This window comes from Sphingopyxis sp. Geo48 (genome assembly GCF_949769155.1).
GTDB lineage: Bacteria > Pseudomonadota > Alphaproteobacteria > Sphingomonadales > Sphingomonadaceae > Sphingopyxis.
Map to the genome: position 1 here is coordinate 1 of NZ_CATKPA010000002.1, position 25,752 is coordinate 25,752.

Here is a 25,752-nt window from a genome sequence, read left to right on the forward strand (position 1 = left end):
CCGGCCAGAAACGAACCGACCGCGACGCTGTCGCTATTCTGCCCGCGCAAGACAACGGCTAAGTCGTTTAGGGCTTGCCATCCGCCTCGGGAATCAACCTCTCGCGCCGGGCCTTTGCCGCAGCCTCGCCCCTGTTTCTTGCGTCGAGCTTGCCTAGAATTGACGTTACGTGGTGATCGACGGTCTTGGCCGAAACGAACAGCGTGTCTCCGATTTGCTTGTTGGTCAGTCCCCGGTCGAGGTGCTGCAAGATTTCCATTTCGCGCCGCGTTAGTTGATAGGGATTGCTGCGTGTCGAAGCGCGCGGCCCCCGAGACCCGGTCGTGAGACCCCGCGCCGCGAGTTCGGAGCGGACCCTCGCTTCAGTGGCGGTCGCGCCCAGTTTGGCGAGTATCTCGAGGGACATCCGCGCCTGCAAATCGTCCCCTTGCGAGAGGGCCAATGCTGTTTCGAACGGCATTGCCTTGCAGTCCCAATGGTCGGCCGCGGCCTGGACCAAGGAATGCAGATCATCCGATTTTGCGATGGCAGCCGGCCTGAGAGGTCTCGGTGGTTCCGCTCGAAGCTTGCTCCGCCAATATTCGAGTTCCTGCCGCATATGGGCATTGTGGTCGGGCCCCAGCATATCGACGGCTTCGTCGATGAGCGACAAAGCGGCTTCAGATTGCCTTGCGGAAGTCCAAGCCAATTCCGCCGACAACGATGCATAGGGCGCAAAGCGCGGAACCTCCCTCCCTTGATCCATATGGCGCCGCAGTTCGTCAATGAGCACGTCTGCCCCGGGATCTCCGCGCCTGACGAGTATCTGGGCGAGGGCGCGAACCGCAGGATTGCGCATGAGGAGCGTATTGTCGTCGCGCGCCACTATTTCCCGGGAGATTTGTTCCGCCTCTTCCCAGCGACCCAATTGGACGAGTGCGAGCGCACGAGTTCCAGCCATATAGTCGCGCCACACACTGAGTTCATTGTCGATGCAGTAGGATTCACCTTGCACGAGCGTCTTTTCGGCAGCTTCCAGGTCGAGTCCTTGGAGCTTGAGCCAGCCCAGATTGGTATAGGCTCTTGCGACATGCTCCTGAGTGCCCGCCGCAAGTCCAAGTTCGATGCTGCGCTCCACCATCTCCGCCGCTCGCACCGGGTCCGCAAACTGGATTGCCGTGCCCCAATTGTTATAGATGGTCGCCAGAATGTCGGTACGGTCGAACCGCAGGGCAATCTTCTCCGCCCGCTCGCTCCATTGAACGGACTGCTGCATGTCTTCGCCAAGCATCGCGAGATGGGCCAGATTTGCATAGGCCAGCGCGAGCTCCGCGCTCTCACCGAAAGGCTCAAGACACGCGACGGCTGCACTGCCTATCGCTTCGGCGGCAGCCCGCTGGCCGTTCAGATAGTGAAGGCGCGACAGAAAGCGCTGACAATTGCCCACCTTGAGCATTGCGCCCTGGCTTGCATGGATCGAGATGGCAGACGCCTGTTGGTCGATAGCTTCGGATAGAGCGCCGAACATGTGAAGTTCGAACGCGTATCGTTCGCGCGCCTGCGCTTCTGCTTCGCCGTCGAGGCCGTCGAGGTCCAGAAGCGAACGCCATGCTTGTGCGGCCCCCCGGTGCGAACCCATCGCGGAAGCTTTTTCGGCGGCCGCAGGGGCGAGCACCCGGATCTTGGCGCTGTCCTTCGCGCCTAACGCATGGTGCAGACACCGCGCAGCACTTCCCCGGTTGACCTCCAGCTGGGCGAGCGCCGCAGCATGCAAACGCTGCCGCCGGAACGGGGGCAGCGAATGTTCTACGGCCTGACGGATCAACTCATGCCGAAAACCAAGCCCTTCGCCGGCCGGTACCAGCATGCCCGAGGCAAGGCATTCGTCGATCGCGGCTTCGACGATGTTGGCGGCAGCGATCGCTTGATAGGGTGTCCGTCGCGGGTAGATCGAGCACAGCTCCATCAGCGCGCGCGCCGCGTTCGAAAGTGCGCCCGCCTTTGAAACGACGAGATCGTCGATCATTGCCGGGCGCTCGCCCTTCGCGGAGAGCATTTCGCTGACGAACAGCGGATTGCCTGCCGTGGCGTCATGGATGGCATGCCCGATCAGGCCGCGTGCTGCAGCGAGCTTGCCGACTGCCACGGACGATAATCGCGGCAGTTCGATCAATGTCCTCGCAGCAGCCGGGACATCGGCAGCTGCGCGGTGCAATCGCTGCTTCGCATCGCTCCCGTCGTTCCTCGACGAAGCTAATAGCAGGAGTTGAGTACTCGTCAGCCGCCGTCCGATGAAGCGAATGAAATCGAGGCTCGCGTCGTCAGCCCAGTGAATGTCCTCGAGGATCAGCACCGTCGGCTCGCTGGCGAGGTTTGCAAGGACTTCGGCGAACAGCGCAAGACGCGACTGCCCGCGCTCGGCATTCTCAAGGCCTCGCTGATCGACGATAGTCAGATCGCGAAGAAGACTTAGCGTCTCGGGAGCGGAGAGATCCTCGCACGCCGCATGCAAGACCCGCACGCTTGACCCTGTGCGCTCGGAGAAGGCGGCCAATAGGCTGGTCTTGCCGATGCCGGCTTCGCCGGCGACGAACGCAGCGCGGCCGGCACCTTTCATGGCTTCGCCAAGAAGAGCCTCAAGCTGATCGAGGTAAACGTCGCGTTCCAGCAGCATGACAGCAGGTTTCTAAGAGAAATCGGGGCTCAAAAATAGGGAATTCAGAATCCCAAAATAGGGAGTTCCGCCGATGTGCTCGCTCCGCAGTTCGTCCAGATAAAGCCTGCATTTAGCAACAAGGAGAATGAAAATGCCTCGCTATCTCGTCGAACGCTCGTTTCCCGCCGGCCTCAATATCCCCACCGACTGTAATGGCGCATCCGCCTGTGTGGGTGTCGTGAACAATAATGCCGCGCGCGGTGTGACGTGGATCCACAGCTATGTGTCCGCCGACAAGCGCAAGACATATTGCATCTATGACGCGCCCGATGCGGAAGCGATCGGCGAAACCGCCGCCGCCAACATGCTACCCGTGGATGCCGTAAGCGAAGTCCGCGTGCTCGACCCCTATTTCTATTATTGATCGGACCCACAATGACTCAGGAAAAATACATCGAAATCGCCTTTGCAGCCGTCGTCACGCTGACGTCGCTGCTCGAATTCATGCTGCTTGGAATGGTGATCGACATCTCGCCGATCATTTGATGCCTGCGGCATCGGTGCGAAGGTCGGGCCGATAACCGGCGCGACCTTTGCCCTCCGGTTTGTCCATATTCCACACGATGACCTTTGGGAGACAGGATATGAAGAAGCTCTTCTCCATGCTGTTTTCGGGCACTGCCTACACGCTCTTTCTGGGCGTCTTTCTGTATTTGATAGCCTTTCTCGCCGACTTGCCCCAGATCCCGCGCCGCGTCGATGCGGGCGGGCAGGAGGCACCGGTCGTAATCGCCTTCCTTGTCGACGTTGGCCTGATCGCGCTTTTCGGGCTGCAACACAGCATCATGGCCCGGCCCTGGTTCAAGAAAGCCTGGAAGCGTCTTGTGCCGGCGCAGAGCGAGCGGAGCGTTTATGTACTGCTCGCAAGCGGTGCATTGGCGTTGCTTTTCGTGCTGTGGCGTCCGATCGAGGGAGATGTCTGGCACGCGCACAGCGCATTGCTTCAGACGATCCTTTGGTTGCTGTTTGCGGCCGGCTGGCTGATTGTCCTCGCAAGCACCTTCCTCATCAATCATTTCGAGCTGTTCGGGCTCCAGCAGGCGTGGCTTTACGTCCGGGGCAGAGCCGCTGCCGCTCCACAATTCCGGACGCCGCTCTTGTACCGGATTGTCCGGCACCCTTTGTACCTTGGCTTCCTGATTGCATTCTGGGCAACCCCCGTGATGACCGCTGGTCATCTGCTCTTCGCTTTCGGTATGTCCTCCTACATCTTCATCGCGCTCATCTATGAAGAACGAGATCTGCTCGATCAGTTTGGAGATGAATATCGGCGTTACCAGCAGCGTGTCGGAAAAATGCTGCCGGCGATCGGGAGAAGGGCTGTCTAACGCCTCGCGGGTTCAATGCGATGCCGTCGATCAAACCTATCGACGGCATTTCGCGCCCCGGACCTCCGAGCCGATCGTGCGCTATCCGCCAAAGTCAGCATGTAGATTTGGCGGAATATCGTGGCCGGTTGAGAGGAACTTGAAAAATCTTCCTCGGCGGTGTCGGAATCGCTGATGCTCGTCCGTCCTTGGGCCGCAACCCCTGGAGAAGGAGATGAACAATGCGCGTGATGGTACTGGTCAAGGCCGACAAGAATAGCGAAGCGGGAGCGATGCCGCAGCCCGAACTGCTCGCCGCAATGATGAACTATAACGAGGAGTTGGTGAAGGCTGGCGTGATGATCGCAGGCGAAGGCCTCAAGCCCTCTTCGCAGGGTGTCCGGGTCCGCTTCTCGGGCGAAACCCGCACGGTCACCGACGGGCCCTTTGCCGAAACGAGCGAATTGGTCGCGGGCTTCTGGATCTGGGAAGTGGCCTCGATGGAGGAGGCGATCGCATGGGCCAAGCGCTGCCCTAACCCCCAGATGTCGGATTCGGATCTAGAGATCCGGCCGCTCTTCGGTATGGAAGACTTCGCCGAGGTCTCGACGCCGGAGATCGATGCCCAATCGGAACAGTTGGCCAAGGATATCGAGCAGCAGCACGGTCGCTATATGTAAGTGCCCGCACCCGCGGATCGGTCGCCGATGAGACGAAGATGACCCAGGACCCGAACTGGATCGACACCGTGCTGCGGACGGCGCGGCCGCGGGCCATGGCAGCGCTCCTCCGCCGCCTCGGCAGCGTCGAGGCGGCGGAGGAGGCCTTCCAGGAGGCTTGCCTCCGCGCGCTCCGCCACTGGGCCGAGCAAGGAACGCCCCGCGATCCGCTGGCCTGGCTCGTTCGCGTTGGCGCAAATGCAGGAATCGACACCGTCCGGCGGGCGCTTCGCGAGACTTCGCTGCCCGAGGAGATCGCCGCGCCGCCGGGCGATGCCGAAGAGGAGATCGCCGACACCCTCGACGAACGTGCCTATGGCGACGACATGCTGCGCCTGCTGTTCATATGCTGCCACAAGGAGCTCGCCGCGACCCAGCAGATCGCGCTGGCGCTTCGTATTGTCTGTGGCCTCTCCGTGGCCGATATCGCGAGCGCCTTCCTCGTCAGCGAGGCGGCGATGGAACAGCGGATCACGCGGGCGAAGCGAGCGGTCGCCCAGGCCGACATCCGGTTCGAACCGCCGTCGCCCGCACTTCGCGCCGAGCGGCAGGGGGCGGTCTCGTCGATGATCTATCTCCTGTTCACCAAGGGATATGCCGCCGCGTCGCACGAGGCGGTGCGCGCCCGCCCGCTCTGCGATGAGGCGATCCGGCTCGCGCGGGTCCTCCTCGACCTCTTTCCCGACGAGCCAGAGGTCTTGGGCCTCGTCGCATTGCTTCTGCTGCAGGACTCGCGGCGCGATGCCCGTTTCGACGCCGCCGGCGCGATTATCCTCCTCGAGGAACAGGACCGCGACCGGTGGGACAGATCGGCTATTGCCGAAGGCATCGCGCTTACCGACCGCGCCTTTCGGATGGGCAAGCCCGGCCCCTATCAGCTGCAGGCGGCGATCGCGGCGATGCACGCGCGGGCTACGACCTTCGCCGACACACGCTGGGACCAGATCGAAGGCCTGTACCGGGTGCTGGAGGACATGTGGCCAACCCCCGTCGTCGCCCTCAATCACGCCGTGGCGATCTGGCGGTCGCGGGGACCGGGCGAAGCGCTCGCCCATGCCGAGCCCCTCGCCACCGCCCTTGAAGGCTATTTTCATTATCATGCCGCCATCGGCCAGTTTCTGGCGGAGCTTGGGCGCGGCGATGAAGCGGCTACCGCCTATGGGCGTGCAATCGCACTTGCACAAAGCGCGGCCGAAGCCGCGCAGATTCGCTCCTATCTTAACCAGCTGTAGTGGCTCTTGGCGCTCGTGTTCCGGAAGCGTCGAATGCGGCCAAGCGATCGAAGGGAGGGGATGAGCCAGCATGATCCAGGCTGCTTCCGTTTTCGATGCTTGGCGCCCTCGAAGCGGACTGACTGGAATCGGCAAACACCAGCGATTTGCGCTTCCCAAAAGAACGCCCGCCTGATCGAAACCGTGCGGGCGTAAGATGAAGAGCCGTGTTTCCTGAAAGGAAGAGCCCTCCTGGGTCGCATCGCGCGGATAGCTTCGCTGGCGCGAGGGATATTGTACCGCAACGCCAAAAAGCGCAGCGCTCACACTTCAGGGCTTGGCCGCGACCGGAAGCCGGAATGGTGCGCCCAGCCGGTTGAAGGCGTTCATCGCCGCAATCGCGATCGTCAGGTCCACGAGGTCTTTCGGCTCGAATGCCTCGGCGGCGGCTGCATAGGCCTCGTCCGAAGCATGCGTCTCGCTGACGCGCGTAACTTCCTCCGCCCACGCCAGTGCTGCGCGGTACCGGTCAGGGAACAGATGCGGGACTTCGTCCCACACCGGAAGCAGTGCGACCTTGCCCACCGGCATGGTCTTGAGAAGATCTCGGGTGTGAAGATCGATGCAGTGAGCGCATCCGTTGATCTGTGAAACCCGGAGGAAGACAAGGTGAATCAGCTCTGTCGGGAGGGCAGTGTTATTGGTGATATAATGGTGGACACCGTACAGCGCCTTCGCTCCGGCGGGGGCTACTTCGGACCAATTCAACCGATTCATCTGATCTTCCTTTCTTCCTCAGCCGATATCGGCGTCATCAATCCTGACGAGCGGGATTTCGGCGCTGTGACATCGCGCCCGAAAAAATGTCGGTGCGACCGGATGTGGGCGAAAGGGGCCGGAAGAACGGCCCGAGATTCGTCTGCTGCCGCGTACCAATCAGGTCGCGCTGCGAAACGAGGGGCCACGTCATCGTCATACGGCCCCAGAGTGTCCGCTTATTTCAAATCGGTGTTGAAAGCCGCCAGTCCAAAATCGGCCAAGACACGATTCCGAGAAATCGACGAAGCACTGAGCCTGCTTAACTAAAGCGGTTGAAACACGGCCAAAGATACGCGCCGTCACCGACAGCTCCCTTCGGAACTTTCCGCCCTCCCGGCTCCGCAAAAACCCCCTCGCTCTGTGGCAATTTATGCGCCGCGTTTGCGCCGAGCCTGAAACTCGACCGATACTGATGAGGCGCTACGCCAAGTCGTTGAACGAAAACCGCCCGCATCGGGTCGGCATTGCCAAAGCCGCAATCGAAGGCGACGACCTTGAGCCCCCGTTCACTTGCTTTGAGCATCCCGCGCGCGGCATCGACGCGCGCGCGTTCGACGAACTCGTGCGGCGTGATCCGGCCTCGATGTCCGCTTCCGACAGGGCTTGCTTGCGGCGCATATCGCCCTCTACAAGGAACGGCGGGACGTTATTCATCGAGGTTCGCTGACGCGGATAGCTGAAAACGTGCCAGATACGTTCGGGTATTTCGCGTTGTTGGAAGCACGCGGGCTGGCACTGGTGGCGCAAACAAGATTCGCGGATCATTATGCATGTCCGCCGGTCAAGATGCCTGGGGTAGATCCCGCGGGCAGCTATCGCATCCGTCTTCTGCTTGCCGGGACCCCACCGGACGATGGACAGTTCGCTCGGCGGAGCTCTTGCAGGCAGGTGTCATGCTCCCGTTGGCGGAGCCCGAGACTGCTTGGCTGATTTCGCTCGAGCGGGTCGCCTGATCGCCTGCAATCTTGTTCGGCTTCATGCGCACACTTGGATTAGCCTGGTCGGCCAACTCTATGGCCTTTGGTGGATCCCGATTCCCGCAATGCCACCGTCAGACATCGGCACTGGCGGGCGTGAGCGATGCGACGATCGCGTCGCAGAAGGCCGGAAGATCGTCGGGGCAGCGGCTCGTGATGATGTTGCCATCGACCACCACCTCTTCATCGACTACTTCGGCACCAGCATTGGCGACATCGGTGCGGATCGACTTGTAGCTCGTCATTCGCCTGCCATTTGCAAGACCCGCTTCGACGAGCAGCCAAGGCGCGTGGCATATCGCTGCCACAGGTTTGCCTGCGTCGGCGAAGGACTTGATCAACGCGATCGCCTTTGCATCGACACGCAGCAGGTCTGGATTGATCTGACCGCCGGGAAGCACCAGCGCGTCATAGTCGTCGGCGTTGGCATCGGCGATCAGCAGATCAACGTCGATTTCGTCGCCCCAATCATCTTCGTCCCAACCGGTGATGTCGCCAGTCTGGAGCGAGGCGATGTCGATCTCGGCGCCGGCATCCTGAAGTCGCTCGAGGGGAATTTCCAGTTCGGACTGTTCGAAGCCGTCGCTCGCCATGATGAGGATGCGGCGCCGGGTGAGGGGATTGTCCATGTCATTTCTCCTTGTGTTCTTCAACAATGCGCGGGCAGGGAAGATGTTGCCTGATCAAAAGATAGGCCGAAGGTCGCACCGACAGTTCGGCCTCGCCGCGCGTCAGGACAGAATATCTTGAGAAGATCGAAGCCCCCGCTTCGACATTGCTGCTGTGATCCGACCCCTCCCCAGAAGTTGGCGCGCTCAAAAGCTGCCAGTCCGAGATGGGCCAGCATAAGACTTAGTTGCGAGGAAACTCATATGAAAAGGTGGCAGCGCCTTCGGTGACGTAACGACCGCTACGGACCTCCGCTACCAGTTTTCAACCGTTTAGCGGCGCTCTCCGAAACTGGTTTACAGTCCGATTGTAAACCGTTCGCGTTTCTTTCCCCATTCTCTTGCGGCAGCGATCCTAGATGCGCCGGGACTCGGCCCTGTTCGCTGCCCGGTCTTGAGCCAGTTCGCCGATGCGCTCGCGTTCATTGTCGGCTTGCCTGTCATGGCTTTGTCTGGCGGTAAGGCTCAACCGGATTGGGAAGCCTTGCCCGTCCGCGAACGGGTAGATTTTTGGTCGTGAGCCCGCCCCGCGGAGCGACCGAGACAATGATCTCGAGCCCCCTCTCTGCCGTCACGGCCTGCTGGTCGGCGCGAAAGGAAGGACTGCCGATCATCTGTAAGTCGCCAGCGCCAGCGGCGGATGAAGGTGGGCTGATTGCCCCGCTCACATTTTTGCTGATGTCTCGCGATTGCCGTTCCAGCTAGGTTGGCGTCAAAATCACAAGAGGAGGATGCGATGGATCTGGGTCTTGCCGGAAAGAAGGTGATCATCAACGGTGGCGCGCACGGGCTAGGGCTCGCCGCGCTCAAGATTTTCGCCGCCGAGGGCGCCGACGTCGCCTTCTTCTCGCGTGATGCCGACAAGGTCGCTGCCGCGGTCGCGGCGATCGATGCCGCGGGTCCGGGCAAGGTGTTTGGCGAACAGTTCGACATGACGGGCAATCCCGACGGCTATCGCGCCTGGCTCGAAAAGGCGCGCGACACGCTCGGCGGCTGCGACATCTTCATCCACACCGCAAGCTCGTCGGGGCAGGGCGCGACCGGCGACTGGCAGCGCGGGCTCGACATGGATATCATGGGCGCCGTGCACGGCGTCGAGACGCTGACCGAGGCGCTCGCGGCGTCGGGGTCGGGATCGATCATCTTCATGTCGTCGACCGCCGCGGTCGAGACCTTCATCGTGCCGCAAGCGTTCAACGCGCTGAAGGCGGCGCTCATCACCTATGGCTCGCAATTGAGCCAGGCGCTCGCGGCGCAGAATATTCGCGTCAACATCGTTTCGCCGGGCGCCATCTATTATCCGGGCGGCAATTGGGAGGTCATCAAGTCGGCGGCGCCGCCGCTCTATGAAAGCACGCTCGCGCAGATGCCGATGGGGCGCTTCGGCGAACCCGAGGAAGTGGCGAAGGCGATCGTCTTCATGGCCTCGCCCGCCTGTCCCTACATGACCGGCGCGCATCTCGTCATCGACGGCGGCTTCACCAAGCGCGTCCAGTTTTAGGGCGCGCACGATGAAGCTCTATCAGTCGCTCGGCCCCAATCCGCGCGTGGTGCTGATGTACCTCGCCGAGACGGGCATCGCGGTCGATCGCCAGTTCGTCGACATCATGTCGGCCGAGAACCGTCAGCCCGATTTCTGCGCCAAAAGCCCGCTCGGTCACACACCGCTGCTCGAACTCGACGACGGGACTTGCCTCGCCGAGAGCGTCGCCATCTGCGAGTATCTAGACGAGACGGTTGGCGGGCATGCGATGCTTGGCGCGACCGCCGAGGAGCGGGCGCAAACGCGGATGCTGGTGCGGATCGTCGACCAGCTTGTCGTCGTGCCGATGACCGCAGGCTTCCGCGGCGCCGAGGGTTTGCCGATGTTCCAGAGCCGGATGCTGTGCCTGCCCGATGCGGCGGCGGACCTGAAGCGGCTCGCTGCCGACGGGCTGACGAAGGTCGACCGGATCGTCGGTGCGGGACCGTGGCTGGCGAGCGAGCGCTTCAGCCTTGCCGATGTCCTGCTTTATTCCTTCGTCGAGTTCGGCGCGATGGTCGGCCAGCCGCTCGATCCCGCGCTGACCAATCTTGCCGCCTGGCGCGACCGCGTCGCCGCGCGTCCCAGCGCCGCCGCCAGCGCCAACCCCAAACTGGGCATCGGAGAGCCTGCATGACCGACACGACGATCGACCGCGACAAGCTGCGCGACATTTACACCCGCACGATGCGCGTCGCTCGCGCCGACGAGAAATTCCGTTCGCTGCTGATGACCGGCAAGCTCGCGGTCATCTATTACACCGTGCGCGGGCAGGAGCTTGTCTCGGCGGCGGCGATGGCGGCGCTCGAACCCAGCGACTATCTCGTTACCACCTATCGCGGCCAACATGACCAGATCGCGAAGGGCGTGCCGCTCAACCCCTTGTTTGCCGAAATCGCCGGCAAGGTCGGGGGCACGTGCCGCGGCAAGGGCGGGTCGATGCACATCACCCATCCCGAAACCGGGGTGATGGTGACCACCGGCGTCGTGGGGTCGGGGCTGCCGATCGCCAACGGCCTCGCGCTCGCGTCGCAGAACCGCGGCGACGGCAAGGTGACGATGGTCTGCTTCGGCGACGGCGCGACCAATATCGGCGCCTTCCACGAGGCGATGAACATGGCCCAGCTCTGGAAGCTGCCGGTGATCTTCCTCTGCCAGAACAACCGTTATGGCGAGCACACGGCCTTCGCCGATCACACCAAGGTCGATTCGATCGTCACCCGCGCCAAGGCCTATGGGATGAACGGAGTGAAGGTGGACGGCAACGACGCCATCGCTATGTACAATACGACCAAGGCCGCGGTGGATCGCGCCCGCGCGGGGGAGGGGCCGACGCTGATCGAGGCGATGTGCTACCGGATGATGGGCCATTTCTTCGGCGCGGACTTTTCCTACATGCCGCCTGAGCATCTCGCCGAAATGGCCGCCGAGGATCCATTGCCGCGGCTGCGCCAGCTGATGCTCGACCATCAGTTTACCGAGGCCGAGCTCGACGCAATCGTCGCCGATCTCGATGCCCAGATGGACGCCGCCGCCGAATTCGCCGCGAACAGCCCGCTGCCGGGCCCTGAGGAAATCCGCAAGGATGTCTTCGAAGAGGAGATTGCGGCATGAGCCAGATCACGATGACGCAGGCGATCAACCGCGCGATCGACGAGGCGATGGCCGAGGATGAAGGCGTGATCCTGCTCGGCGAGGATGTCGCCGCCAAGCAAGGGGGCGGGGTGTTCAAAATCTCCGCGGGCCTGACTGAAAAATATGGCGAGAACCGCGTCCGCGCGACGCCGATTTCGGAGCAGGCGATCGTCGGCGCGTGCGTCGGCGCGGCGCTCGCGGGCTTCCGCCCGATCGCCGAGATCATGCTGATGAACTTCGTGACCGTCGCGATGGACCAGATCGTCAACCATGCCGCAAAGCTGCGCTTCATGTCGGGGGGGCAGACCCATGTGCCGATGGTGATCCGCACCACGACCGGCGTCGGCGTCGGGTTCGGCGGCCAGCATTCGGACATGCTCGAGGCGTGGTTCGCGCATGTCGCGGGGCTGAAGATCGTCACCCCGTCGAACGCGGCGGACGCGCAGGGACTGATGCGCGCGGCGATTGCGTGCAACGACCCGGTGATCTTCATCGAGAATATCCTTTGCTACGGCCTCAAATCCGACGATCCGGGACCGAACCATTTCGTGCCGCTCGGCAAGGCCGCGGTCGCGCGCGAGGGGAGCGATTGCACGATCGTCACCTATGGCCGCACCGTGCTCGACGCGCTCGAAATTGCGGGCAAGCTTGCCGACGAGGGGATTTCGGTCGAGGTCATCGATCTCAGGACCATCGCACCCTATGACGAGGCGACGGTCACCGCATCGGTCGAAAAGACGGGTCGCGCGGTGGTGCTGCACGAAGCGGTGAAGCAGTACGGCACCGGGGCCGAGATCGCCTCGCGCCTCAACGAGAAATTGTTCGGCAAGCTCAAAGCTCCGGTTACACGGATCGGGGGCGCCTTCTCGGCGGTGCCGATGGCCAATGCGCTGGAGCAGGCGTGGATCCCGAACAAGGAAAAGATCGCCGATGCGGTGCGCGCCGCCGTGAACTGGAAAGGCTGAGGCGATGGCGGAGGAATTGCGCATCCCGAAGATCGGCATGTCGGCGACCGAAATGACGCTCAATGAATGGATGTTCGGCGACGGAGAACGCGTCGAGGTCGGCGACATCATCTATACGGTGGAGACCGACAAGACGACGGTTGAGGTCGAGGCGCAGGTCGCCGGGATCATCCGTCCGATCGGGGTCGAGGGCGAGGTCTATCCGGTTGGCGCGCTCGTCGGCACGATCGAATGACCCCGCTCGAAGCCAGCAAGGCGATGTACGCCGCGGTCGCGCGCGGCGAGTGGGACGCGGTTGCCGATTTCATGGCCGACGACCTCGTCATCCATGAACCGGCCTCGCTTCCCTATGGCGGAGAATGGCGCGGGCGCGATGCGCTGCAGCGGCTTTACGCGCACGTCATGGGCTATTGGGAAGAACCGGTCGTCAAATGGATGGAACTGGTCGGCGGCGAGAAATATGCCGTCGCTTTGCTTCATTTCACCGTGACCGCGAAGTCCAGCGGCAAGCGCTTCGAGACGCATATCGCCGAGGTCACCGAATTCGACGACGCCGGCAAGATGGCGTCGATGCGCATCCATTATTTCGACACCGCGCATATGGTCGAGCAATTGAAGGCATAGCGGATGAGCAAAGCGCCGCACGTCATCGTCCTCGGTACCGGCGGCGCAGGACTCACCGCCGCGATCTCGGCGCATGAGGCCGGCGCGCACGTCTCGCTGTTCGAAAAGGGCGAGCAGGTCGGCGGAACAACCGCCTGGTCGGGCGGGATGATCTGGATCCCGAACAATCATCATGAGGCGACGCTCGGCGTCGAGGACAGTCGTGCCAAGGCGCTGACTTACCTTATGTCGATGTCGCACGGGCTGATGCAGCAGCATCTCGTTGAGGCCTTCCTCGATCATGGGCCTGAAATGGTGGCGTTCCTTGAGGCGAACACCCCGGTACAGTTCCGGCCGATCCCCGAATTTCCGGACTATCATGCCGAATTTCCGGGCGGGATGCCGAACGGCGGGCGTTCGCTCGACTGCCCACTCTACTCGTTCCACGAGCTGGGGGAGTGGGCCGACAGAGTGACCAAATCGCCCTATTATCCCTCGCCGCATTTCTCGATCTACGACACGCCGCTTGGACAGGCGAAGCCGCGGCCGCTGGCGCCCGAAGAGTTGCAGCGCAGGATCGACGGCGACCTGCGCGGGAGCGGACAGGCGCTGGTCGGGCGCTTGCTGCGCGCGTGTCTCGACCGCGGGATCGAACCGCAGACCGGGCATCGCGCGGTCCGGTTGCTGATGGACGGGGACCGCGTCACAGGCGTTGTATTTGAGACCGCCGGTGGTGAGATCGAGGTTGCGGCCGACGCGGTAGTGCTCGCGACCGGCGGGTTCGAATGGGATGCCGACCTGCTCCGCGCCTTCATCCGCGGACCGCTGACGCATCCGCTCAGCCCGAAGACCAACACCGGCGACGGGCTCAAGATGGCGATGCGCGTCGGGGCGATGCTCGGCAATATGCGCGAGGCGTGGTGGATGCCGGTCGCCGAGGTGCCCGAGAGCGATTGCTCGATGGGCAAGACGCTCGTGGCGGGGCAGCGCAGCCTCCCGCATTCGATCATGGTCAATCGCGCAGGCCAGCGTTTCACCAACGAGGCGGCGAATTACAATGCGATCGGTGCGGCGTTCCACGATCAGGATGTCAGCGCGTTCGACTATGCGAACCTGCCGTGCTGGCTGATCTTCGACCAGCAATATATCGACCGCTTCGGCTTCGGGATGATCAGCGGCGAGCGCGGGGTGGCGCCGCCGCAATGGGCGATGCGCGCGGAAAGCCTGTCCGAATTGGCGGGGCGGCTGGGGATCGATCCCGACGAGCTGGATGCAACGGTCGAGCGCTTCAACGCGCATTGCGCGACCGGGCGCGATCCCGATTTCGGGCGCGGCGATGCTGCGCATGACCAATGGTGGGGCGATCCCGCCGCGCGCGGTTCGACCGCCGCGACGCTCGGCCCCATCGGGCAGGGGCCCTTCTTCGCGATCGAGATCAAGAGCGGTGCGCTCGGTACCAAGGGCGGCCCGCAGACCGATGCCAATGCGCAGGTGCTCAGCGTCGATGGCGGGGCGATCCCGGGGCTTTATGCGGCGGGCAATGTCATGGCCTCGGCGATGGGCATGACCTACGGCGGGCCGGGCGGCACGATCGCGCCGGGGATGGTGTTCGGCTTCCTCGCGGGACGCCACGCCGCGCGCGTATCGGCGAAGCAGTTGGAAGGTGCGGCATGAAGAAGGTCATCGTCCTCGGCGCGCCCGCCGACCAGGGGATTCCGTTGCTGGCGGCACTGAAGGCGCGCGGTCTCGAACCGACCGCCGGCGTGCGGCGGCCGGGCGCGATGGCGGCGACTGTGCATCCTGATGTGCCCGAGGTCGCCGCCGACCTCCACGACGTCGCGAGCCTGACCGCGGCCTTTGAAGGGCAGGACGCGCTCGCGATGCACCTGCCGTTCGAATTCGACCGCGAACGCGCCGCAACGATGGGCTGCAACATTGCGGCCGCTGCGAGTGCAGCTGGGCTGCGGAAGATCGTCTTCAACACGAGCTGCTTCGTCGCCGACCGCGACTTGGGCCTGTCGGCGCACGACGGGCGGCGCGATATCGAGCGCGCGATCCATGACAGCGGCGTGCCGTATGTCATTATCGAGCCGATGGTGTTCATGGACAATATTACGCGCATCTGGTCGCGCCCGGCGATCGTGAACAGCGGGGTTTTTGCTTACCCGGCCGCCGAGACGCTCAAGATCAGTTGGATCTGCCTGGAGGATGTGGCGGCCTATATGGTCTCGGCGCTGCTGCACGAGGACCTGATCGCTGACCGGATCGCGGTGGGCGGGCCCGAGGCGCTGGTCGGGGCCGAGGTCGCCGAGCTATTAGGCTTCGCGACCGGACGGCCCGTGCGTTTTCAGAGCCTGAGCCCCGACGAATTTGCCGCGCGGATGAGCGAACTCGTCACCGGCTCGCGCGCGGTGCAGCCGGCGAGCATCTATGACGGGATGGCGAAATTCTATCGCTGGTACAACGACCAGCCGGTGTCGCCGGTGGCACTCGATACCGTGCCGGCAGCGCGGCTGCTGGGGGTGACGCCGACCTCCTTCGCCGACTGGGCGGCGCGGCAGGACTGGAGCTAGGCTGCGAACCAGCGCTGCGTCGCGGCGAGCAGCACTCGTGCGCGCTCGGCAGGATCGGGGTGTTTTTCGCGAAGTTTTGCGCTGCGCAGTTCGATGCTCAGCGAGGTAGTCGGAGGTAGCGCGGCAATCAGATCGTCAAGCGGCAGTCCGCCGTCACCGGGCATCAGGCGCAGATCGAGCGCTTCGCGGATGATTTCCGGCACGTCGCTTGGCGGCGGGCCGAGCGCCGGTGCGTCGCAGAATTGCGCATAGGGAAAGCGCTTTGGGTCGACCGAGCCGATGTCGGCAGGCGATCCGCCCGTGCGAGCAAGATGCAGCGGGTCGATCATTAGGCCGAGATTCGCGCAATCGGCGGCGTCGATTAGCGCGATCGCGCTTTCAATGCTGCCCACTGTGGTGAACGCCGCGAACTCCAGGCAGGCTCGCAGGCCTGCAGCCGCTGCGTGATTGCCGATCCGGTTCAGTTTGGCGGCGGCGCTTGCCGGATCATCGTCCGAACTGACGATCAGCACATTGCGCGCGCCGATTGCGGCGCCGGCGTCGATCGCCGCGAAATGCGCCGGATCGTCGGCGCCGGGCTTCAGCCAGATCACTTCGATATCGAGGATCGCCAGACCGGCGTCGGCGGCGCGATCGCGAACCTCGGCCGTCGTCGCGGTTGTCCAGGTTTCGGGATCGTACCAGATGCCGGCCGCCGGCCAGCCCGCGTCGATGGCGGCTGCGATCGTCTGCTCGGGCGAAAATTCGGGCAGTACCCCCGCCGCCAGCGACAGCAGGGGAAGTGCGCGCGCCATCAGCCCGGCAACTCGCCGTCGATATATTTGCTCAGCGTCCGGTGGAAATGCCGGATGCGGCTTTCCTGATAATGGCCCAGTTCGATCACGCCGTTGGGCGACGATTTCATCCCTTCCTGCACATAGGGCAGGTTTTCCATGTCCTGGTCGAACACGCCGGCGAGCGCGGCGCCGATCAGGTGGCTGGCGCTGGCGAAGGGCTGGTCATCCGGGATCAGGTGCATCGGCGCCGACTTCGGTGCCTTTTCGCCCTTGGGCGTGCGCATAAGGATGCGGACTTCCATCAGGCTGTGGTCGGTGTCGCCCCACGGCCGCCAGCGATAGACGATGTTGGGCGTCAGGCCGCCCCAAGGAGCCCAGTTCGGAAAGACATTGTATGTGAAATTGTCGAGCATCTCGCTGTCGGTGGCGTCCGAATAATCATGCCCGTTCATCGCCGAAAAAGCATCGCGGTTCGCCTGCGCCAGCACCTTGCGCGCCAGCATCGGATCGTTGGCGTCAAAGCCTTTGAGGTCGTCGGCCGAAGCGGTGCTGCGCCGCGCGCGGCTGTCGCCGCCGCCGATGAACTCCTCGAGCGATTTCAGGACATAGAATTGGTCCTTGCCCTTGATGTGTGGCGACATCGCGCCGGCGGGGGTGATCGCGCGATTGAGAAAGTCGCCGTAGAGGTCGTAGCGCGTGTTGGCGTCGGCGGTGAAACCCAGGATCTGCGGGTGGGTGACGATGCTGTGCCACGCTTCCATGAACGCTTCGGCAACCGCCTTCCAGTTCGCCGGAATGACGCGGCCGACCCACGCGCCGGTGTAACATTCGTCGAGCCGCCAATTGTCATAATGCTCGACCCCGGGGCCGACCCAGTCGCGGAAGTTCGGCAGGTCGTGATTCTCGGTGACGAGCAGGAATCCCTGCCAGCTTTCGACCCTCAGCTCGGGCAGGCTCATGTCCTTGCTCTCGAGATGCTTGAAGTCCCAGGCGCAGGGTGCTTCCTTGAAGCGGCCGTCGTGGTGCCAGGAAAAGCCGTGGAAGGGGCAGCGCAGGTTGACCGCTGGGCCGCTTTCGGTGCGCAGCTTGCGGCCGCGGTGGAGACAGACGTTGTAGAACGCCTTGACCGACCCGTCCTTCTGGCGGACGAGCAATATGCTCTTTTCGTTGATGTCATAGACGACGGTGTCGCCGGGGTTCGGCATATCCTCTTCGCGCGCCGCGAATTGCCATATTTTCGGCCACATCTTCTCGCGCTCGAGCCTTGCCCAGTCCTCGCTGACGTAACGTTCGATCGCGATCGGTTCGTCGCCAAGCTCCTGATTGGATTCGGCGAAGAGATAGTCGGGCACGCGCCGCGTGTCGGCGTGCAGCATGTCGGTGTAGCTGGTGCCGGGGCAACGGTCGTCGCGGTTCTGGTCCTGGGGAGGCGAAAGGTCGTTCATTGTTGGGCTCCGGTCAGGCGATCTGCTCGAGCGGCATCTTGCACGCCGCGGCAATCGAACGGTGGACGCCGTGCAGCGCCGGCTCGTTCGCGCCGAGCACGACGTGGAAGTCGTCCGGCGCGGTCATCAGGTTCGCATAGCCGCTGCTCGCGACGCGATAATCCTCGGTCTGGACGACGGTCGCGGTCGCGTCATAGGCCATCTCGCACATCGCGCGATGCTCCTCGCTCTCGACGCCGAAGGGCGCATAGACGGCGAACTGGCAGAACATCTTGCCGGCGCCATCGGGAAAGAGGCGGAAGACCTGGGTGAAATAAACGCCCGGCGTTACCGCGCCGAAAAAGACGACGGTGTTGGGGAACAGGAAATGCACCCCGCCATAGTCGGTCTCGGGCCATTCGCTTTCGTCCTTGCCGACGAGGTCGCCGATCGACAGGTCGGGAAAGCTGACGCGGTGATGGCGTCCGATCGGTTCATAGACGTTGCGGTCGCTGTAGTGCGTCACGCCGATCGTCGAAGCGTGAAGCATCTTGAAATGATAGCCCTCTCCATAGGTATCGAGCGCGAATTTCCAGTTGGAATCGGCGGTCAGGATGCCCTTCTTCACCGGCTCTGCGCGGTGCAATTCCAGCTGCGCGAGCACCGGCCCGAAATCGCCAAGATGCGCGGCGGCATCGATCGGCGCGCCGTCGGGATTGGCGCGCACGAAGATCAGGCCGAGATGCTCGGCGCAGGGCAGTTCGATCAAGTTGCGCGCCCCGATCTCGCAGTTCGCGAAGCCCTCCTTGCCAGGCTGGCCGACGAGCTGGCCCGCGGGGTCGAAGGTCCAGGCGTGGAAGGGGCAAACCAGACGCGGCCGCGATCCCTGCCAGGGCTCTTTCTCTTCGACCAGCTTCGCGCCGCGATGGGTGCACATGTTGAGGAAGGCGCGCGCGACGCCGTCTTTGCCGCGCGTGACGAGGATCGACGGGCCGACCGAGTCGAAGACCAGCGTGTCGCCGGGCTTCGGAATGTCGCCCGACAGGCCGGCGACGATCGGCTCGTTCCGGAAGATATGCTTCATCTCGGCGGCGTTGCGCGCTTCGCTCGTATAGACGGATTTGTGCAGCGCCAGCGGCGCCTCGGCGCGGTCGGTGCGGTTCTCGGCGATGATCGCCACCAGTTTGCGCAATCCCGCGCGCGCATTGCGTTTGCGGACGGCGAACCAGTCCTGCGCTGCGATCTTAGGATCGGACTCGGCCATGGCTATCCCTCACATTTTGCCCAGTATGACTCCAGGTCTTGAAGAGCTTATCGCACAAAGGCAGGCGCTTGTGCGCTATCGCTTTTGAGGGGAGAGACATGGCCGCACCCGCAACGCTGGCATCGCTCGGGGACGTCATGCAGCTGGCGTTCGTACCGTCGGACTTCGACGCCGCGGTGAAGCACTGGACCGAGGTGATGGGCGCGGGGCCGTTCTTCCTGCTGCCGAACGTGTCGCTCCCGGGCGGACGCTATCGCGGCGAGGCGAGCGATCCCGTCTTCACGATGGCGCTCGGTTATTGGGGCGAGATGCAGATCGAGCTGATCCGGCCCGAGAATGACGCAAAATCGCTCTATCGGGGCGAATATGCGGTGGGCGAGGGACTGCACCATGTGTGCGTGCTGGTGGACTCGATTGCGGAGGCGCGGATCCGCTGCGCCGAGGTCGGCGCCGAAATCGTCTTCGAGGCGCCGGTCGGCGACACGGGCGGGGTGATCTACGCGGATCCCGGCACCGGGCCGGGGACGCTGGTAGAATTGCTGGAACCGCAGGCAGGCACGCGCGAGCTGTTCGCGATGATGCGCGATGCGGCGATGGGGTGGGACGGGAGCGAGCCGCTAAGGTCGTTGGGGTGAAGCGGACCGGCCGGTAGGTTTGGGAACGCGATTCAGCTATTCGCACCCAGATACCCCAGCTGCCCGGCCTTGAAGATCGTCTGCGCGCGGTTGACCGAGTTCAGCTTCTCGCCCGCACGGTGGACATGGTAGCGCACCGTCGCGTGGCTCAACGAGATGATCATGCCGATCTCGCGGTCGGTCTTGCCGATCGCGGCCCAGCGCAGGCATTCGACCTCGCGCTTCGACAGCTCGCAATCCGAGGGAATGCGGCGCTTGGTGCGCATCGCCGAGGCATAGCCCGCGATGAAGCGCCGCGTCGCGGCGCCGAGAATATGTCCGATCTGGGCGAACTGGTCGCTGAGATCGGTGATCTCGGGATCCATAGGGTGATAGCTGTTCGCCGAAATCTGCCCGAACGGGAGGTGGACCGGAACGACGATCGCCGCCTGGTAGCGCTGGTTTGCGGCGAAATAGCGCGAGAGGTCGATGTCATCGAGATACGGGTTGGGCACCGCGGTGCGGAACCCCTGGCCATTGCACCAGAAGGCCTCGCTCTCATAACGGCACGAGCGGGGCAGCGGCGAGTGAAGCGCGAGTCTGTGATCCTCCCACCAGCGTTCGCCGTCGCCCAGCCAGCCGAACAGGTCGGCGGCGAGCACCGCTCCGTCGGCATCGACCATGGTCTCCTTGGAGGCGATATCGTCGCATAGCGCGGCGCGAAGGCCATGCGCGGCGGCGAAATCGCGCAGCGCAACCGCCGCGTCGTGGATATCCTCCACGCCGCGGACCGTGACCGCGTCGACGAGCGCCCTGGTATTCATCGGCGGTGCAAGCCCGTCGTCCGGCAGCCTGGCTGCGCTCTCTCCCATCGGCGGGACTATTTCACACTGGTTCGCAACTCGCAATGCATGTGTCATAGGCGTAGCACCGTCTTTGCTATGATGTTCTTCTGGACTTCGCTCGAACCGCCGAAGACGGTCCATGCACGACTGTTGAGATAGCGCGCAGCGGCGACCTGCGCGTCCTCGTCACCGATCGCCGACGGGGCTTCGTTGCCGTAGAGCGGACGGATGGTCGGCAATTGCAGGCCGTCATAGCCGTGCAGATCCATTGCGACGCCGTCGATCCGCTGGTGAATCTCGGAGGAGAGCAGTTTGACGAGCGATGTCTGCGGCCCGGCTGGGCGGCCTTTGGCGATGTCGGCAAGGATGCGCAGTTCGGTGGTCTCAAGGGCTTCGGCTTCGAGCCGCAACCGCGCGATCCGCGTCGCGATCTGGATATCACTGCCTAAAGCCCCATTATGTCCGCTCGGCGCGGCGGCCGCGAGTTGTTCCAGATGGTCGATCGCGCGGATCAGGCGCGGCGCATGGAACGATCCGCCGCGCTCGTTCTCGAGCAGGAATTTGGCGATCGTCCAGCCCTGCCCCTCTTCGCCGATGCGGTTGTCGACCGACGTGCGCGCGCCGTCGAGAAAGACCTGATTGACCTCGTGATCGCCCGCCATGGTGATGATCGGTGTGACGGTGACGCCAGGCTGGTCCATCGGGATCAGCAAGAAACTGATCCCAGCCTGCTTCTTCACCTCGCCGTCGGTGCGGACAAGACAGAATATCCAGTTCGCGTGATGCGCATGCGTCGTCCAGATCTTCGATCCATCGACGACATATTCGTCGCCCTCGCGCCGCGCGCGGGTGCGCAGCGAGGCGAGGTCGGAGCCGCTTTGCGGTTCGGAATAGCCCTGGCACCAATAGTCGGTGCCGGCGCGGATCGCGGGCAGGAAGCGGTCCTTCTGCTCCTGCGTACCAAAGGCGCAGATGACGGGGCCGACGAGGCGCAGGCCCAGCACCGACAGCGCCGGGGCGCCCGCGATCGCGCATTCCTTTTCAAAGATATATCGCTGCATCGGCGTCCAGCCCGTGCCGCCGCAATCCTCGGGCCAATGATAGGCGACCCAGCCCTTGTCGTTGAGGATGCGGTGCCAGACGAGGCCAATGTCGGGTTCGACGAAGACCCCGGGGGTCCGCCGCGCGCCATCGCGCACATAGTCCGGCAGCGACGTGCGCAGGAAGTCGCGGACCTCCTCGCGAAATTCCAGTTCGTCCTTGGTAAGATCCAGATCCATATCTCTTCTAGCGCTCGAGGATCGCCACCGCCGACAGGCCGGGCGCTCCATAGACATGAGAATAGCCCACCTTCGGGCTGTTCGGCACCTGCCGCTCGCCGCCGCGACCGCGCAGTTGCACCGTGTTTTCGTAAACCTGCCGCAGGCCCGAGGCGCCGATCGGCTCGCCGCACGCGAGGCAACCGCCGTCGGTGTTGACCGGCAGCTTGCCGCCGATTTCGCTCCAGCCCTCGGCAAGCCACCGTTCCTGCTCGCCGTCGGCGCAGAAGCCGTTTTCGGCCATATGCATGATCTCGGCGCCGCTTTCGGTGTCCTGCAATTGCGCGACCGAGACATCTTCGGGGCCGATCCCGGCCATTTCGAATGCGGCCTTGCTGGCAATCTCGGTCGGCTTGCCGCCGCCATTGACGCTGATCGACGGCGCGAAGACCTCGAACGAGCCTTCGGGGCGGGTGCGAAAGGCGACGCTGGCGATGCGCACCGCGTCGGCGCCGAGCTCGCGGACCTTCTTGGCCGAAGCCAGCACCAGCGCGACCGCGCCCTCGGCAGGCGAGCAGAACATATATTTGGTCAGCGGATCGTTGACCATCGGCGCGTTCAGGATCGTGTCGAGATCGACCGGCGAGCGCCGCCAAGCATGGTCGCAGAGGGTGCCGTTGCGGAAGGCCTTTTCGGCGACGAGGCCGAGCGTGCGCCGGCTGATCCCGTGCAGCGCCATGTATCGCTGGATCTTGAGCGCGAAGAATTGCGTCGTCAGCATCATCCCCGTCTCGCCATACCATTCTGGTAGGCCGTAATCCGAGGGCTTGGCGTTGAACGCGCCGCGCGGATGCTTGTCGAAGCCGACCGCGAGCGCGATGTCGCACGCGCCCGCCGCGATCGCGTTTTGCGCCGCCGTCAGCGCACTGCCACCCGTGGCGCAGCCGTTGGCGACGTTGATGAAGGGCACGCTGGTCAGGCCGAGTTCATTGACCATGATGTCGGCCGAGCCGGCCGCCGCCGACCCGCCATAGGCGAATTCGACGTCTCCCCATTCGACCCCGGCGTCTGCCAGCGCCTGTCGCACGGCATAAACGCCCTGGTCGCGCCCCGATCGGCTGTCAGTGCGGCCGAAGGGGTGGATTCCGGCGCCGATGATATAGACGTTGTCGCTCATGGCTGGCGCTCCGGGCGAAAGGCGTAGGTTGACCTCGCATCGTCGAACGGAACGACGGCGAATTCCATCGGCATGCCGATCACAAGGTCTGCGGGGGCGGCATCGACGATCCGTGTCTCGACGATCACCTCGCCGGGCAGCTCGACATAACCGATCAGGAAGGGCTCGAACGGCTGCGGGCCGCTATAGGGTTCTTTTGGTTCGAAGGCCTGCGTCGTCCACGACCATAGCTTGCCCCTGCGTGACAGCGCAACGGGTTCGACCAGCGCCGCGGCATCGCCATCGGGAACCGGGAAGACGATCTCGCCATCGGCACGGCGGCCGCCGATCAGCCGCGGTTCGGCCTCGTCGGTCCATAGGCCTGGCGCGATGGGGGCGAGCGCGCTCATGCCGCCCTCGCAAAGCTGCGCAGGCAATGGTCCTGGTCGCCGAACAATTTGTCGAGCAGCATAACCCGCTTCAGCGCGTGGCCGATCGCCAGTTCGTCGGTCTGCCCCATGCCGCCGTGCATCTGCACCGCCTCGAGCCCGATCTTCGTCGCCGCTTCGCCGACGAAGGCCTTTGCGCCCGCGGCGATGCGCGGCCAGTTGGCGTCGTCGGTGGTGGGATCGAGCATCGCTGTGCGCAGCACCATCGACCGGGCCTGTTCAAGCGCCGCATAGCATTCGACGAGCCGGTGCTGGAGCGCCTGAAAGCTGCCGATTGCGGCGCCGAACTGCCGGCGCTCGCCGACATAGGCAAGCGTGTCGTCGAACATCCGTTGCGCCAGGCCCAGCATTTCGGCGGCGGCGAGCGTCTGGACATCGCCGATGACGCGCCGGAATTTGGTTTCCGGCAGCTCGAAGATGTCGGCGCCCACCCGGTGCAGGTCGAGCGTCGCGGCGTTCGATCCGTCGATCACCGGATAATCCTGCCGCACGACCCCGGCGGCGTCGGGCGCGACTTTTGCCAGCCGATCGCCCGCGATCGTGACGAGCAGAATATCGGCGAGCGGCGCGCCGAGGACGAAAATTTTGGCGCCGACGATCTGGCCGCCCACGGCCCGCGTCCCGACCGCCGTGGTTTCATAGCGGCGACCCGGTTCGGCAAAGGCGACGGCCGCGAGGCGCTGTCCGGCAATCAGGTCGCCGACGAGCGCCGCATCGCCGGCGACCGCGGCGAGCCGGATCGGCAGTACGCCATTTTCGAGCCAAGGATCGATCGCGATCCCCGCGCCGAGCGCCTCGGCAGCGAGCGCCAAGTCGACCATCGTCCCGCCGATGCCGCCCAGCGCCTCGGGCGCCGCGAGCGCAAGCAGGCCAAGGTCGGCGATCTCCTGCCAGCGTGCGCGCGTATAGCCGCCGGCGCCGCGCCGCATCGCGTGCCGCGCCGCGACATCGATCGGACCCAGAAATCGCCCGATCGTGTCGCGCGTCAGCTGCTGGTCTTCGTCCAGGTCGAAGTTCATGCGCGCCGCCGAAAGGTGATCGGCAGCGTGGTCAGCCCGCGCAGCAGCATATTCGGCGGCCAGCTCGGCACATGGCCGTCGGCGACGCGGAAGTCGGCCAGGCGCGTCAGAAGTTCGGTATAGGCGACCGCCATTTCCTTGCGACTCAGCATATTGCCCACGCACATATGGATGCCCTTGCCGAAGGCGAGATGGCTGCGCGCGTTGGCGCGCTCGATGTCGAAACGGTCGGGATCGGGGTATTTCGCCGGGTCGCGGTTCGCTGCAGCATAGCGCAGCTGGACCATCGCGCCCTTGGGGATTTTGACCCCGCCAAGTTCGGTGTCCTTCAGCACCATCCGCCACATGCCCGCGGTCGGGCTCTCGGTTCGCAGCACTTCTTCGACGAGATTGATGATCGCCCGCTCGTTTCCTTCGTCCGCGGCGGCGACGGCTTTCGCCATCTGGTTGGGATTCTCGATCAGTTGGAGGAGCCCGCCGGCGAGCGCCGACGTCGTCGTCTCGTTCCCCGCGACCATCAACTGCTGCATGATCGACAGGATTTCGGCGTCTTCGAGCGGGCGCTCGCCGTCGACCTCGGCATAGACGAGGTCGGAGAGCAGATCGTCGGTGCGGTTGGCGCGGCGCTCGTCGATCTTGGCTTTTACGAAATGCTGGAATTCGACGACCTCGCGCGCACATTCGAGTTCGCGCTCCTTGGGGATCATGCGGCCGAGGCGGTCGACGAAGGCATCCGACCAGCGCTTCACCTTGTCGAGGTCGTCGCCGGTCATGCCGATCTGGCTGGCGATCATCGCGACGGGCAGGGGAATGCCGAAATCGCGGACGAAGTCGGCCTCACCTTTTGCCGCCATCTTCTCGATCAGCTCGATCACGACGCCGCGCATATCCTCTTCGATTGCGGCGACGCGCTTCATCGAGAAGGCGAGGTTGACCAGCTTGCGAAAGCGGGTGTGCACCGGCGGATCGGCGGTGAGAAGCGTGTCGACCTGCGGCCAACCCTCGGCAAGGATTGCGGCGACATCGCTATCCTCCGCCATCGCGCCCGACAAAGTACCCTGAAAATTGTTCGAGAAGGTTTCCACGTCCCCCGTCGCCTGCGCGCACAGATCATAGGAGAGGACGAGGAACATGGCTTCCGACAATTGCACGACGGGGCTTTTGGGCAGCCAGGCGCGATAATAATCGAACGGGTCGGCGATGACCTGCGGCTCGAAAAAGCTGCTTGCGGCGATAGTGTTCACGCCTCGTC

At 63.9% G+C, this 25,752-nt stretch carries 27 protein-coding genes and 1 pseudogene; 14 read left to right on the plus strand and 14 right to left on the minus strand.

Features of this window, described 5'->3' with window-relative positions:
• Window positions 1-67: 67 nt before the first annotated feature.
• The gene (locus QOL79_RS06605) at window positions 68-2,653 is read right to left on the minus strand and encodes an AAA family ATPase (protein ID WP_283419043.1); all 2,586 of its coding nucleotides are present in this window, start codon (window positions 2,651-2,653) and stop codon (window positions 68-70) included.
• A gap of 133 nt (window positions 2,654-2,786) precedes the next feature.
• On the opposite strand from QOL79_RS06605, the gene QOL79_RS06610 reads away from it, so the two are divergent.
• The 4 genes from QOL79_RS06610 to QOL79_RS06625 all read left to right on the plus strand — a co-directional run bounded on the left by QOL79_RS06610 (window position 2,787) and on the right by QOL79_RS06625 (window position 5,953).
• On the plus strand, window positions 2,787-3,059 hold the full coding sequence (locus QOL79_RS06610) for a DUF4242 domain-containing protein (RefSeq protein WP_283419044.1): 273 nt from the start codon (window positions 2,787-2,789) through the stop codon (window positions 3,057-3,059).
• Window positions 3,060-3,279: 220 nt separating this feature from the next.
• Window positions 3,280-4,023: a methanethiol S-methyltransferase gene (gene mddA, locus QOL79_RS06615; protein ID WP_283419045.1), complete on the plus strand. Its 744-nt coding sequence runs from the start codon at window positions 3,280-3,282 to the stop codon at window positions 4,021-4,023.
• Window positions 4,024-4,244: 221 nt separating this feature from the next.
• Window positions 4,245-4,682: a YciI family protein gene (locus tag QOL79_RS06620; RefSeq protein WP_058454856.1), complete on the plus strand. Its 438-nt coding sequence runs from the start codon at window positions 4,245-4,247 to the stop codon at window positions 4,680-4,682.
• 38 nt (window positions 4,683-4,720) lie between these two features.
• A complete protein-coding gene (locus QOL79_RS06625; RefSeq protein WP_283419046.1) occupies window positions 4,721-5,953 on the plus strand; it encodes an RNA polymerase sigma factor in 1,233 nt (410 codons plus the stop codon).
• Window positions 5,954-6,262: 309 nt separating this feature from the next.
• Here the strand turns inward: QOL79_RS06625 and QOL79_RS06630 are convergent, their stop codons facing one another.
• Both QOL79_RS06630 and QOL79_RS06635 read right to left on the minus strand, forming a co-directional pair.
• Entirely contained in the window at window positions 6,263-6,709 is a 447-nt protein-coding gene (locus tag QOL79_RS06630; RefSeq protein ID WP_283419047.1) for a carboxymuconolactone decarboxylase family protein, read from the minus strand.
• 301 nt (window positions 6,710-7,010) lie between these two features.
• Window positions 7,011-7,274, minus strand: coding sequence for a hypothetical protein (locus QOL79_RS06635; RefSeq protein ID WP_283419048.1), 264 nt, complete (start codon window positions 7,272-7,274; stop codon window positions 7,011-7,013).
• Between QOL79_RS06635 and QOL79_RS06640 the strand changes: the two genes are divergently transcribed.
• On the plus strand, window positions 7,164-7,418 hold the full coding sequence (locus QOL79_RS06640) for a hypothetical protein (RefSeq protein WP_283419687.1): 255 nt from the start codon (window positions 7,164-7,166) through the stop codon (window positions 7,416-7,418). The genes QOL79_RS06635 and QOL79_RS06640 overlap by 111 nt on opposite strands.
• A 384-nt stretch (window positions 7,419-7,802) precedes the next feature.
• Here QOL79_RS06640 and QOL79_RS06645 read toward each other — a convergent pair whose 3' ends face one another.
• On the minus strand, window positions 7,803-8,357 hold the full coding sequence (locus QOL79_RS06645; protein ID WP_283419049.1) for a type 1 glutamine amidotransferase domain-containing protein: 555 nt from the start codon (window positions 8,355-8,357) through the stop codon (window positions 7,803-7,805).
• Window positions 8,358-8,826: 469 nt separating this feature from the next.
• Window positions 8,827-9,037 (minus strand): annotated as a pseudogene (locus QOL79_RS06650) (IS5/IS1182 family transposase); the annotation flags it as partial.
• 95 nt (window positions 9,038-9,132) lie between these two features.
• Here QOL79_RS06650 and QOL79_RS06655 point away from each other — a divergent pair.
• The 8 genes from QOL79_RS06655 to QOL79_RS06690 are packed head-to-tail and all read left to right on the plus strand — an operon-like array spanning window position 9,133 to window position 15,694.
• Window positions 9,133-9,897, plus strand: coding sequence for an SDR family NAD(P)-dependent oxidoreductase (locus QOL79_RS06655; RefSeq protein WP_283419050.1), 765 nt, complete (start codon window positions 9,133-9,135; stop codon window positions 9,895-9,897).
• Between the two features lie 10 nt (window positions 9,898-9,907).
• The gene (locus QOL79_RS06660) at window positions 9,908-10,555 is read left to right on the plus strand and encodes a glutathione S-transferase family protein (protein ID WP_283419051.1); all 648 of its coding nucleotides are present in this window, start codon (window positions 9,908-9,910) and stop codon (window positions 10,553-10,555) included.
• Entirely contained in the window at window positions 10,552-11,532 is a 981-nt protein-coding gene (locus QOL79_RS06665; protein WP_058454850.1) for a thiamine pyrophosphate-dependent dehydrogenase E1 component subunit alpha, read from the plus strand. Before QOL79_RS06660 ends, QOL79_RS06665 begins: the two co-directional genes overlap by 4 nt.
• Complete coding sequence (locus QOL79_RS06670; protein ID WP_058454849.1) at window positions 11,529-12,518, plus strand: alpha-ketoacid dehydrogenase subunit beta; 990 nt, start codon at window positions 11,529-11,531, stop codon at window positions 12,516-12,518. The genes QOL79_RS06665 and QOL79_RS06670 overlap by 4 nt, the downstream gene beginning before the upstream one ends.
• A gap of 4 nt (window positions 12,519-12,522) precedes the next feature.
• A complete protein-coding gene (locus QOL79_RS06675; RefSeq protein ID WP_283419052.1) occupies window positions 12,523-12,753 on the plus strand; it encodes a biotin/lipoyl-containing protein in 231 nt (76 codons plus the stop codon).
• Window positions 12,750-13,142, plus strand: coding sequence for a nuclear transport factor 2 family protein (locus tag QOL79_RS06680; protein WP_058454847.1), 393 nt, complete (start codon window positions 12,750-12,752; stop codon window positions 13,140-13,142). The genes QOL79_RS06675 and QOL79_RS06680 overlap by 4 nt, the downstream gene beginning before the upstream one ends.
• 3 nt (window positions 13,143-13,145) lie before the next feature.
• On the plus strand, window positions 13,146-14,795 hold the full coding sequence (locus QOL79_RS06685; RefSeq protein WP_283419053.1) for an FAD-dependent oxidoreductase: 1,650 nt from the start codon (window positions 13,146-13,148) through the stop codon (window positions 14,793-14,795).
• Window positions 14,792-15,694, plus strand: a complete 903-nt coding sequence (locus QOL79_RS06690) for an SDR family oxidoreductase (protein ID WP_282950063.1) — start codon at window positions 14,792-14,794, stop codon at window positions 15,692-15,694. The genes QOL79_RS06685 and QOL79_RS06690 overlap by 4 nt, the downstream gene beginning before the upstream one ends.
• On the opposite strand, the gene QOL79_RS06695 is transcribed toward QOL79_RS06690, so the two are convergent.
• The 3 genes from QOL79_RS06695 to QOL79_RS06705 are packed head-to-tail and all read right to left on the minus strand — an operon-like array spanning window position 15,691 to window position 19,158.
• Window positions 15,691-16,488 carry a sugar phosphate isomerase/epimerase family protein gene (locus QOL79_RS06695; RefSeq protein ID WP_282950064.1) on the minus strand — a complete coding sequence of 266 codons (798 nt, stop codon included), beginning with the start codon at window positions 16,486-16,488 and terminating at the stop codon, window positions 15,691-15,693. The genes QOL79_RS06690 and QOL79_RS06695 overlap by 4 nt on opposite strands.
• On the minus strand, window positions 16,488-17,915 hold the full coding sequence (locus QOL79_RS06700) for an aromatic ring-hydroxylating oxygenase subunit alpha (protein WP_283419054.1): 1,428 nt from the start codon (window positions 17,913-17,915) through the stop codon (window positions 16,488-16,490). Before QOL79_RS06700 ends, QOL79_RS06695 begins: the two co-directional genes overlap by 1 nt.
• A gap of 13 nt (window positions 17,916-17,928) precedes the next feature.
• On the minus strand, window positions 17,929-19,158 hold the full coding sequence (locus QOL79_RS06705) for an aromatic ring-hydroxylating oxygenase subunit alpha (RefSeq protein ID WP_283419055.1): 1,230 nt from the start codon (window positions 19,156-19,158) through the stop codon (window positions 17,929-17,931).
• A 98-nt stretch (window positions 19,159-19,256) separates the two neighbouring features.
• Between QOL79_RS06705 and QOL79_RS06710 the strand changes: the two genes are divergently transcribed.
• Entirely contained in the window at window positions 19,257-19,793 is a 537-nt protein-coding gene (locus QOL79_RS06710; RefSeq protein WP_204994011.1) for a VOC family protein, read from the plus strand.
• A gap of 32 nt (window positions 19,794-19,825) precedes the next feature.
• Here QOL79_RS06710 and QOL79_RS06715 read toward each other — a convergent pair whose 3' ends face one another.
• The 6 genes from QOL79_RS06715 to QOL79_RS06740 are packed head-to-tail and all read right to left on the minus strand — an operon-like array spanning window position 19,826 to window position 25,744.
• Window positions 19,826-20,644, minus strand: a complete 819-nt coding sequence (locus QOL79_RS06715) for a helix-turn-helix transcriptional regulator (RefSeq protein WP_082657681.1) — start codon at window positions 20,642-20,644, stop codon at window positions 19,826-19,828.
• Window positions 20,645-20,688: 44 nt separating this feature from the next.
• Window positions 20,689-21,897, minus strand: coding sequence for an acyl-CoA dehydrogenase family protein (locus QOL79_RS06720; protein WP_283419056.1), 1,209 nt, complete (start codon window positions 21,895-21,897; stop codon window positions 20,689-20,691).
• A gap of 7 nt (window positions 21,898-21,904) precedes the next feature.
• Window positions 21,905-23,053, minus strand: coding sequence for a thiolase family protein (locus tag QOL79_RS06725; protein ID WP_283419057.1), 1,149 nt, complete (start codon window positions 23,051-23,053; stop codon window positions 21,905-21,907).
• Window positions 23,050-23,442, minus strand: coding sequence for a Zn-ribbon domain-containing OB-fold protein (locus QOL79_RS06730; protein WP_058454837.1), 393 nt, complete (start codon window positions 23,440-23,442; stop codon window positions 23,050-23,052). Before QOL79_RS06730 ends, QOL79_RS06725 begins: the two co-directional genes overlap by 4 nt.
• Complete coding sequence (locus QOL79_RS06735; RefSeq protein ID WP_283419058.1) at window positions 23,439-24,500, minus strand: acyl-CoA dehydrogenase family protein; 1,062 nt, start codon at window positions 24,498-24,500, stop codon at window positions 23,439-23,441. Before QOL79_RS06735 ends, QOL79_RS06730 begins: the two co-directional genes overlap by 4 nt.
• Window positions 24,497-25,744: a cytochrome P450 gene (locus QOL79_RS06740; RefSeq protein ID WP_283419059.1), complete on the minus strand. Its 1,248-nt coding sequence runs from the start codon at window positions 25,742-25,744 to the stop codon at window positions 24,497-24,499. The genes QOL79_RS06735 and QOL79_RS06740 overlap by 4 nt, the downstream gene beginning before the upstream one ends.
• Between the last annotated feature and the right edge of the window lie 8 nt (window positions 25,745-25,752).

Excerpts from the sequence above, each read along its gene's own strand:
- QOL79_RS06735 (WP_283419058.1), bottom strand. The coding sequence starts at position 24,500 with ATGAACTTCGACCTGGACGAAGACCAGCAGCTGACGCGCGACACGATC.
- QOL79_RS06605 (WP_283419043.1), bottom strand. The coding sequence starts at position 2,653 with ATGCTGCTGGAACGCGACGTTTACCTCGATCAGCTTGAGGCTCTTCTT.
- mddA (WP_283419045.1), top strand. The coding sequence starts at position 3,280 with ATGAAGAAGCTCTTCTCCATGCTGTTTTCGGGCACTGCCTACACGCTC.
- QOL79_RS06660 (WP_283419051.1), top strand. The coding sequence starts at position 9,908 with ATGAAGCTCTATCAGTCGCTCGGCCCCAATCCGCGCGTGGTGCTGATG.
- QOL79_RS06680 (WP_058454847.1), top strand. The coding sequence starts at position 12,750 with ATGACCCCGCTCGAAGCCAGCAAGGCGATGTACGCCGCGGTCGCGCGC.
- QOL79_RS06620 (WP_058454856.1), top strand. The coding sequence starts at position 4,245 with ATGCGCGTGATGGTACTGGTCAAGGCCGACAAGAATAGCGAAGCGGGA.
- QOL79_RS06685 (WP_283419053.1), top strand. The coding sequence starts at position 13,146 with ATGAGCAAAGCGCCGCACGTCATCGTCCTCGGTACCGGCGGCGCAGGA.
- QOL79_RS06645 (WP_283419049.1), bottom strand. The coding sequence starts at position 8,357 with ATGGACAATCCCCTCACCCGGCGCCGCATCCTCATCATGGCGAGCGAC.
- QOL79_RS06640 (WP_283419687.1), top strand. The coding sequence starts at position 7,164 with ATGAGGCGCTACGCCAAGTCGTTGAACGAAAACCGCCCGCATCGGGTC.
- QOL79_RS06695 (WP_282950064.1), bottom strand. The coding sequence starts at position 16,488 with ATGGCGCGCGCACTTCCCCTGCTGTCGCTGGCGGCGGGGGTACTGCCC.
- QOL79_RS06710 (WP_204994011.1), top strand. The coding sequence starts at position 19,257 with ATGGCCGCACCCGCAACGCTGGCATCGCTCGGGGACGTCATGCAGCTG.
- QOL79_RS06715 (WP_082657681.1), bottom strand. The coding sequence starts at position 20,644 with ATGGGAGAGAGCGCAGCCAGGCTGCCGGACGACGGGCTTGCACCGCCG.
- QOL79_RS06720 (WP_283419056.1), bottom strand. The coding sequence starts at position 21,897 with ATGGATCTGGATCTTACCAAGGACGAACTGGAATTTCGCGAGGAGGTC.
- QOL79_RS06610 (WP_283419044.1), top strand. The coding sequence starts at position 2,787 with ATGCCTCGCTATCTCGTCGAACGCTCGTTTCCCGCCGGCCTCAATATC.
- QOL79_RS06635 (WP_283419048.1), bottom strand. The coding sequence starts at position 7,274 with ATGCTCAAAGCAAGTGAACGGGGGCTCAAGGTCGTCGCCTTCGATTGC.
- QOL79_RS06665 (WP_058454850.1), top strand. The coding sequence starts at position 10,552 with ATGACCGACACGACGATCGACCGCGACAAGCTGCGCGACATTTACACC.
- QOL79_RS06730 (WP_058454837.1), bottom strand. The coding sequence starts at position 23,442 with ATGAGCGCGCTCGCCCCCATCGCGCCAGGCCTATGGACCGACGAGGCC.
- QOL79_RS06655 (WP_283419050.1), top strand. The coding sequence starts at position 9,133 with ATGGATCTGGGTCTTGCCGGAAAGAAGGTGATCATCAACGGTGGCGCG.
- QOL79_RS06690 (WP_282950063.1), top strand. The coding sequence starts at position 14,792 with ATGAAGAAGGTCATCGTCCTCGGCGCGCCCGCCGACCAGGGGATTCCG.
- QOL79_RS06625 (WP_283419046.1), top strand. The coding sequence starts at position 4,721 with ATGACCCAGGACCCGAACTGGATCGACACCGTGCTGCGGACGGCGCGG.
- QOL79_RS06630 (WP_283419047.1), bottom strand. The coding sequence starts at position 6,709 with ATGAATCGGTTGAATTGGTCCGAAGTAGCCCCCGCCGGAGCGAAGGCG.
- QOL79_RS06705 (WP_283419055.1), bottom strand. The coding sequence starts at position 19,158 with ATGGCCGAGTCCGATCCTAAGATCGCAGCGCAGGACTGGTTCGCCGTC.
- QOL79_RS06670 (WP_058454849.1), top strand. The coding sequence starts at position 11,529 with ATGAGCCAGATCACGATGACGCAGGCGATCAACCGCGCGATCGACGAG.
- QOL79_RS06675 (WP_283419052.1), top strand. The coding sequence starts at position 12,523 with ATGGCGGAGGAATTGCGCATCCCGAAGATCGGCATGTCGGCGACCGAA.
- QOL79_RS06700 (WP_283419054.1), bottom strand. The coding sequence starts at position 17,915 with ATGAACGACCTTTCGCCTCCCCAGGACCAGAACCGCGACGACCGTTGC.
- QOL79_RS06725 (WP_283419057.1), bottom strand. The coding sequence starts at position 23,053 with ATGAGCGACAACGTCTATATCATCGGCGCCGGAATCCACCCCTTCGGC.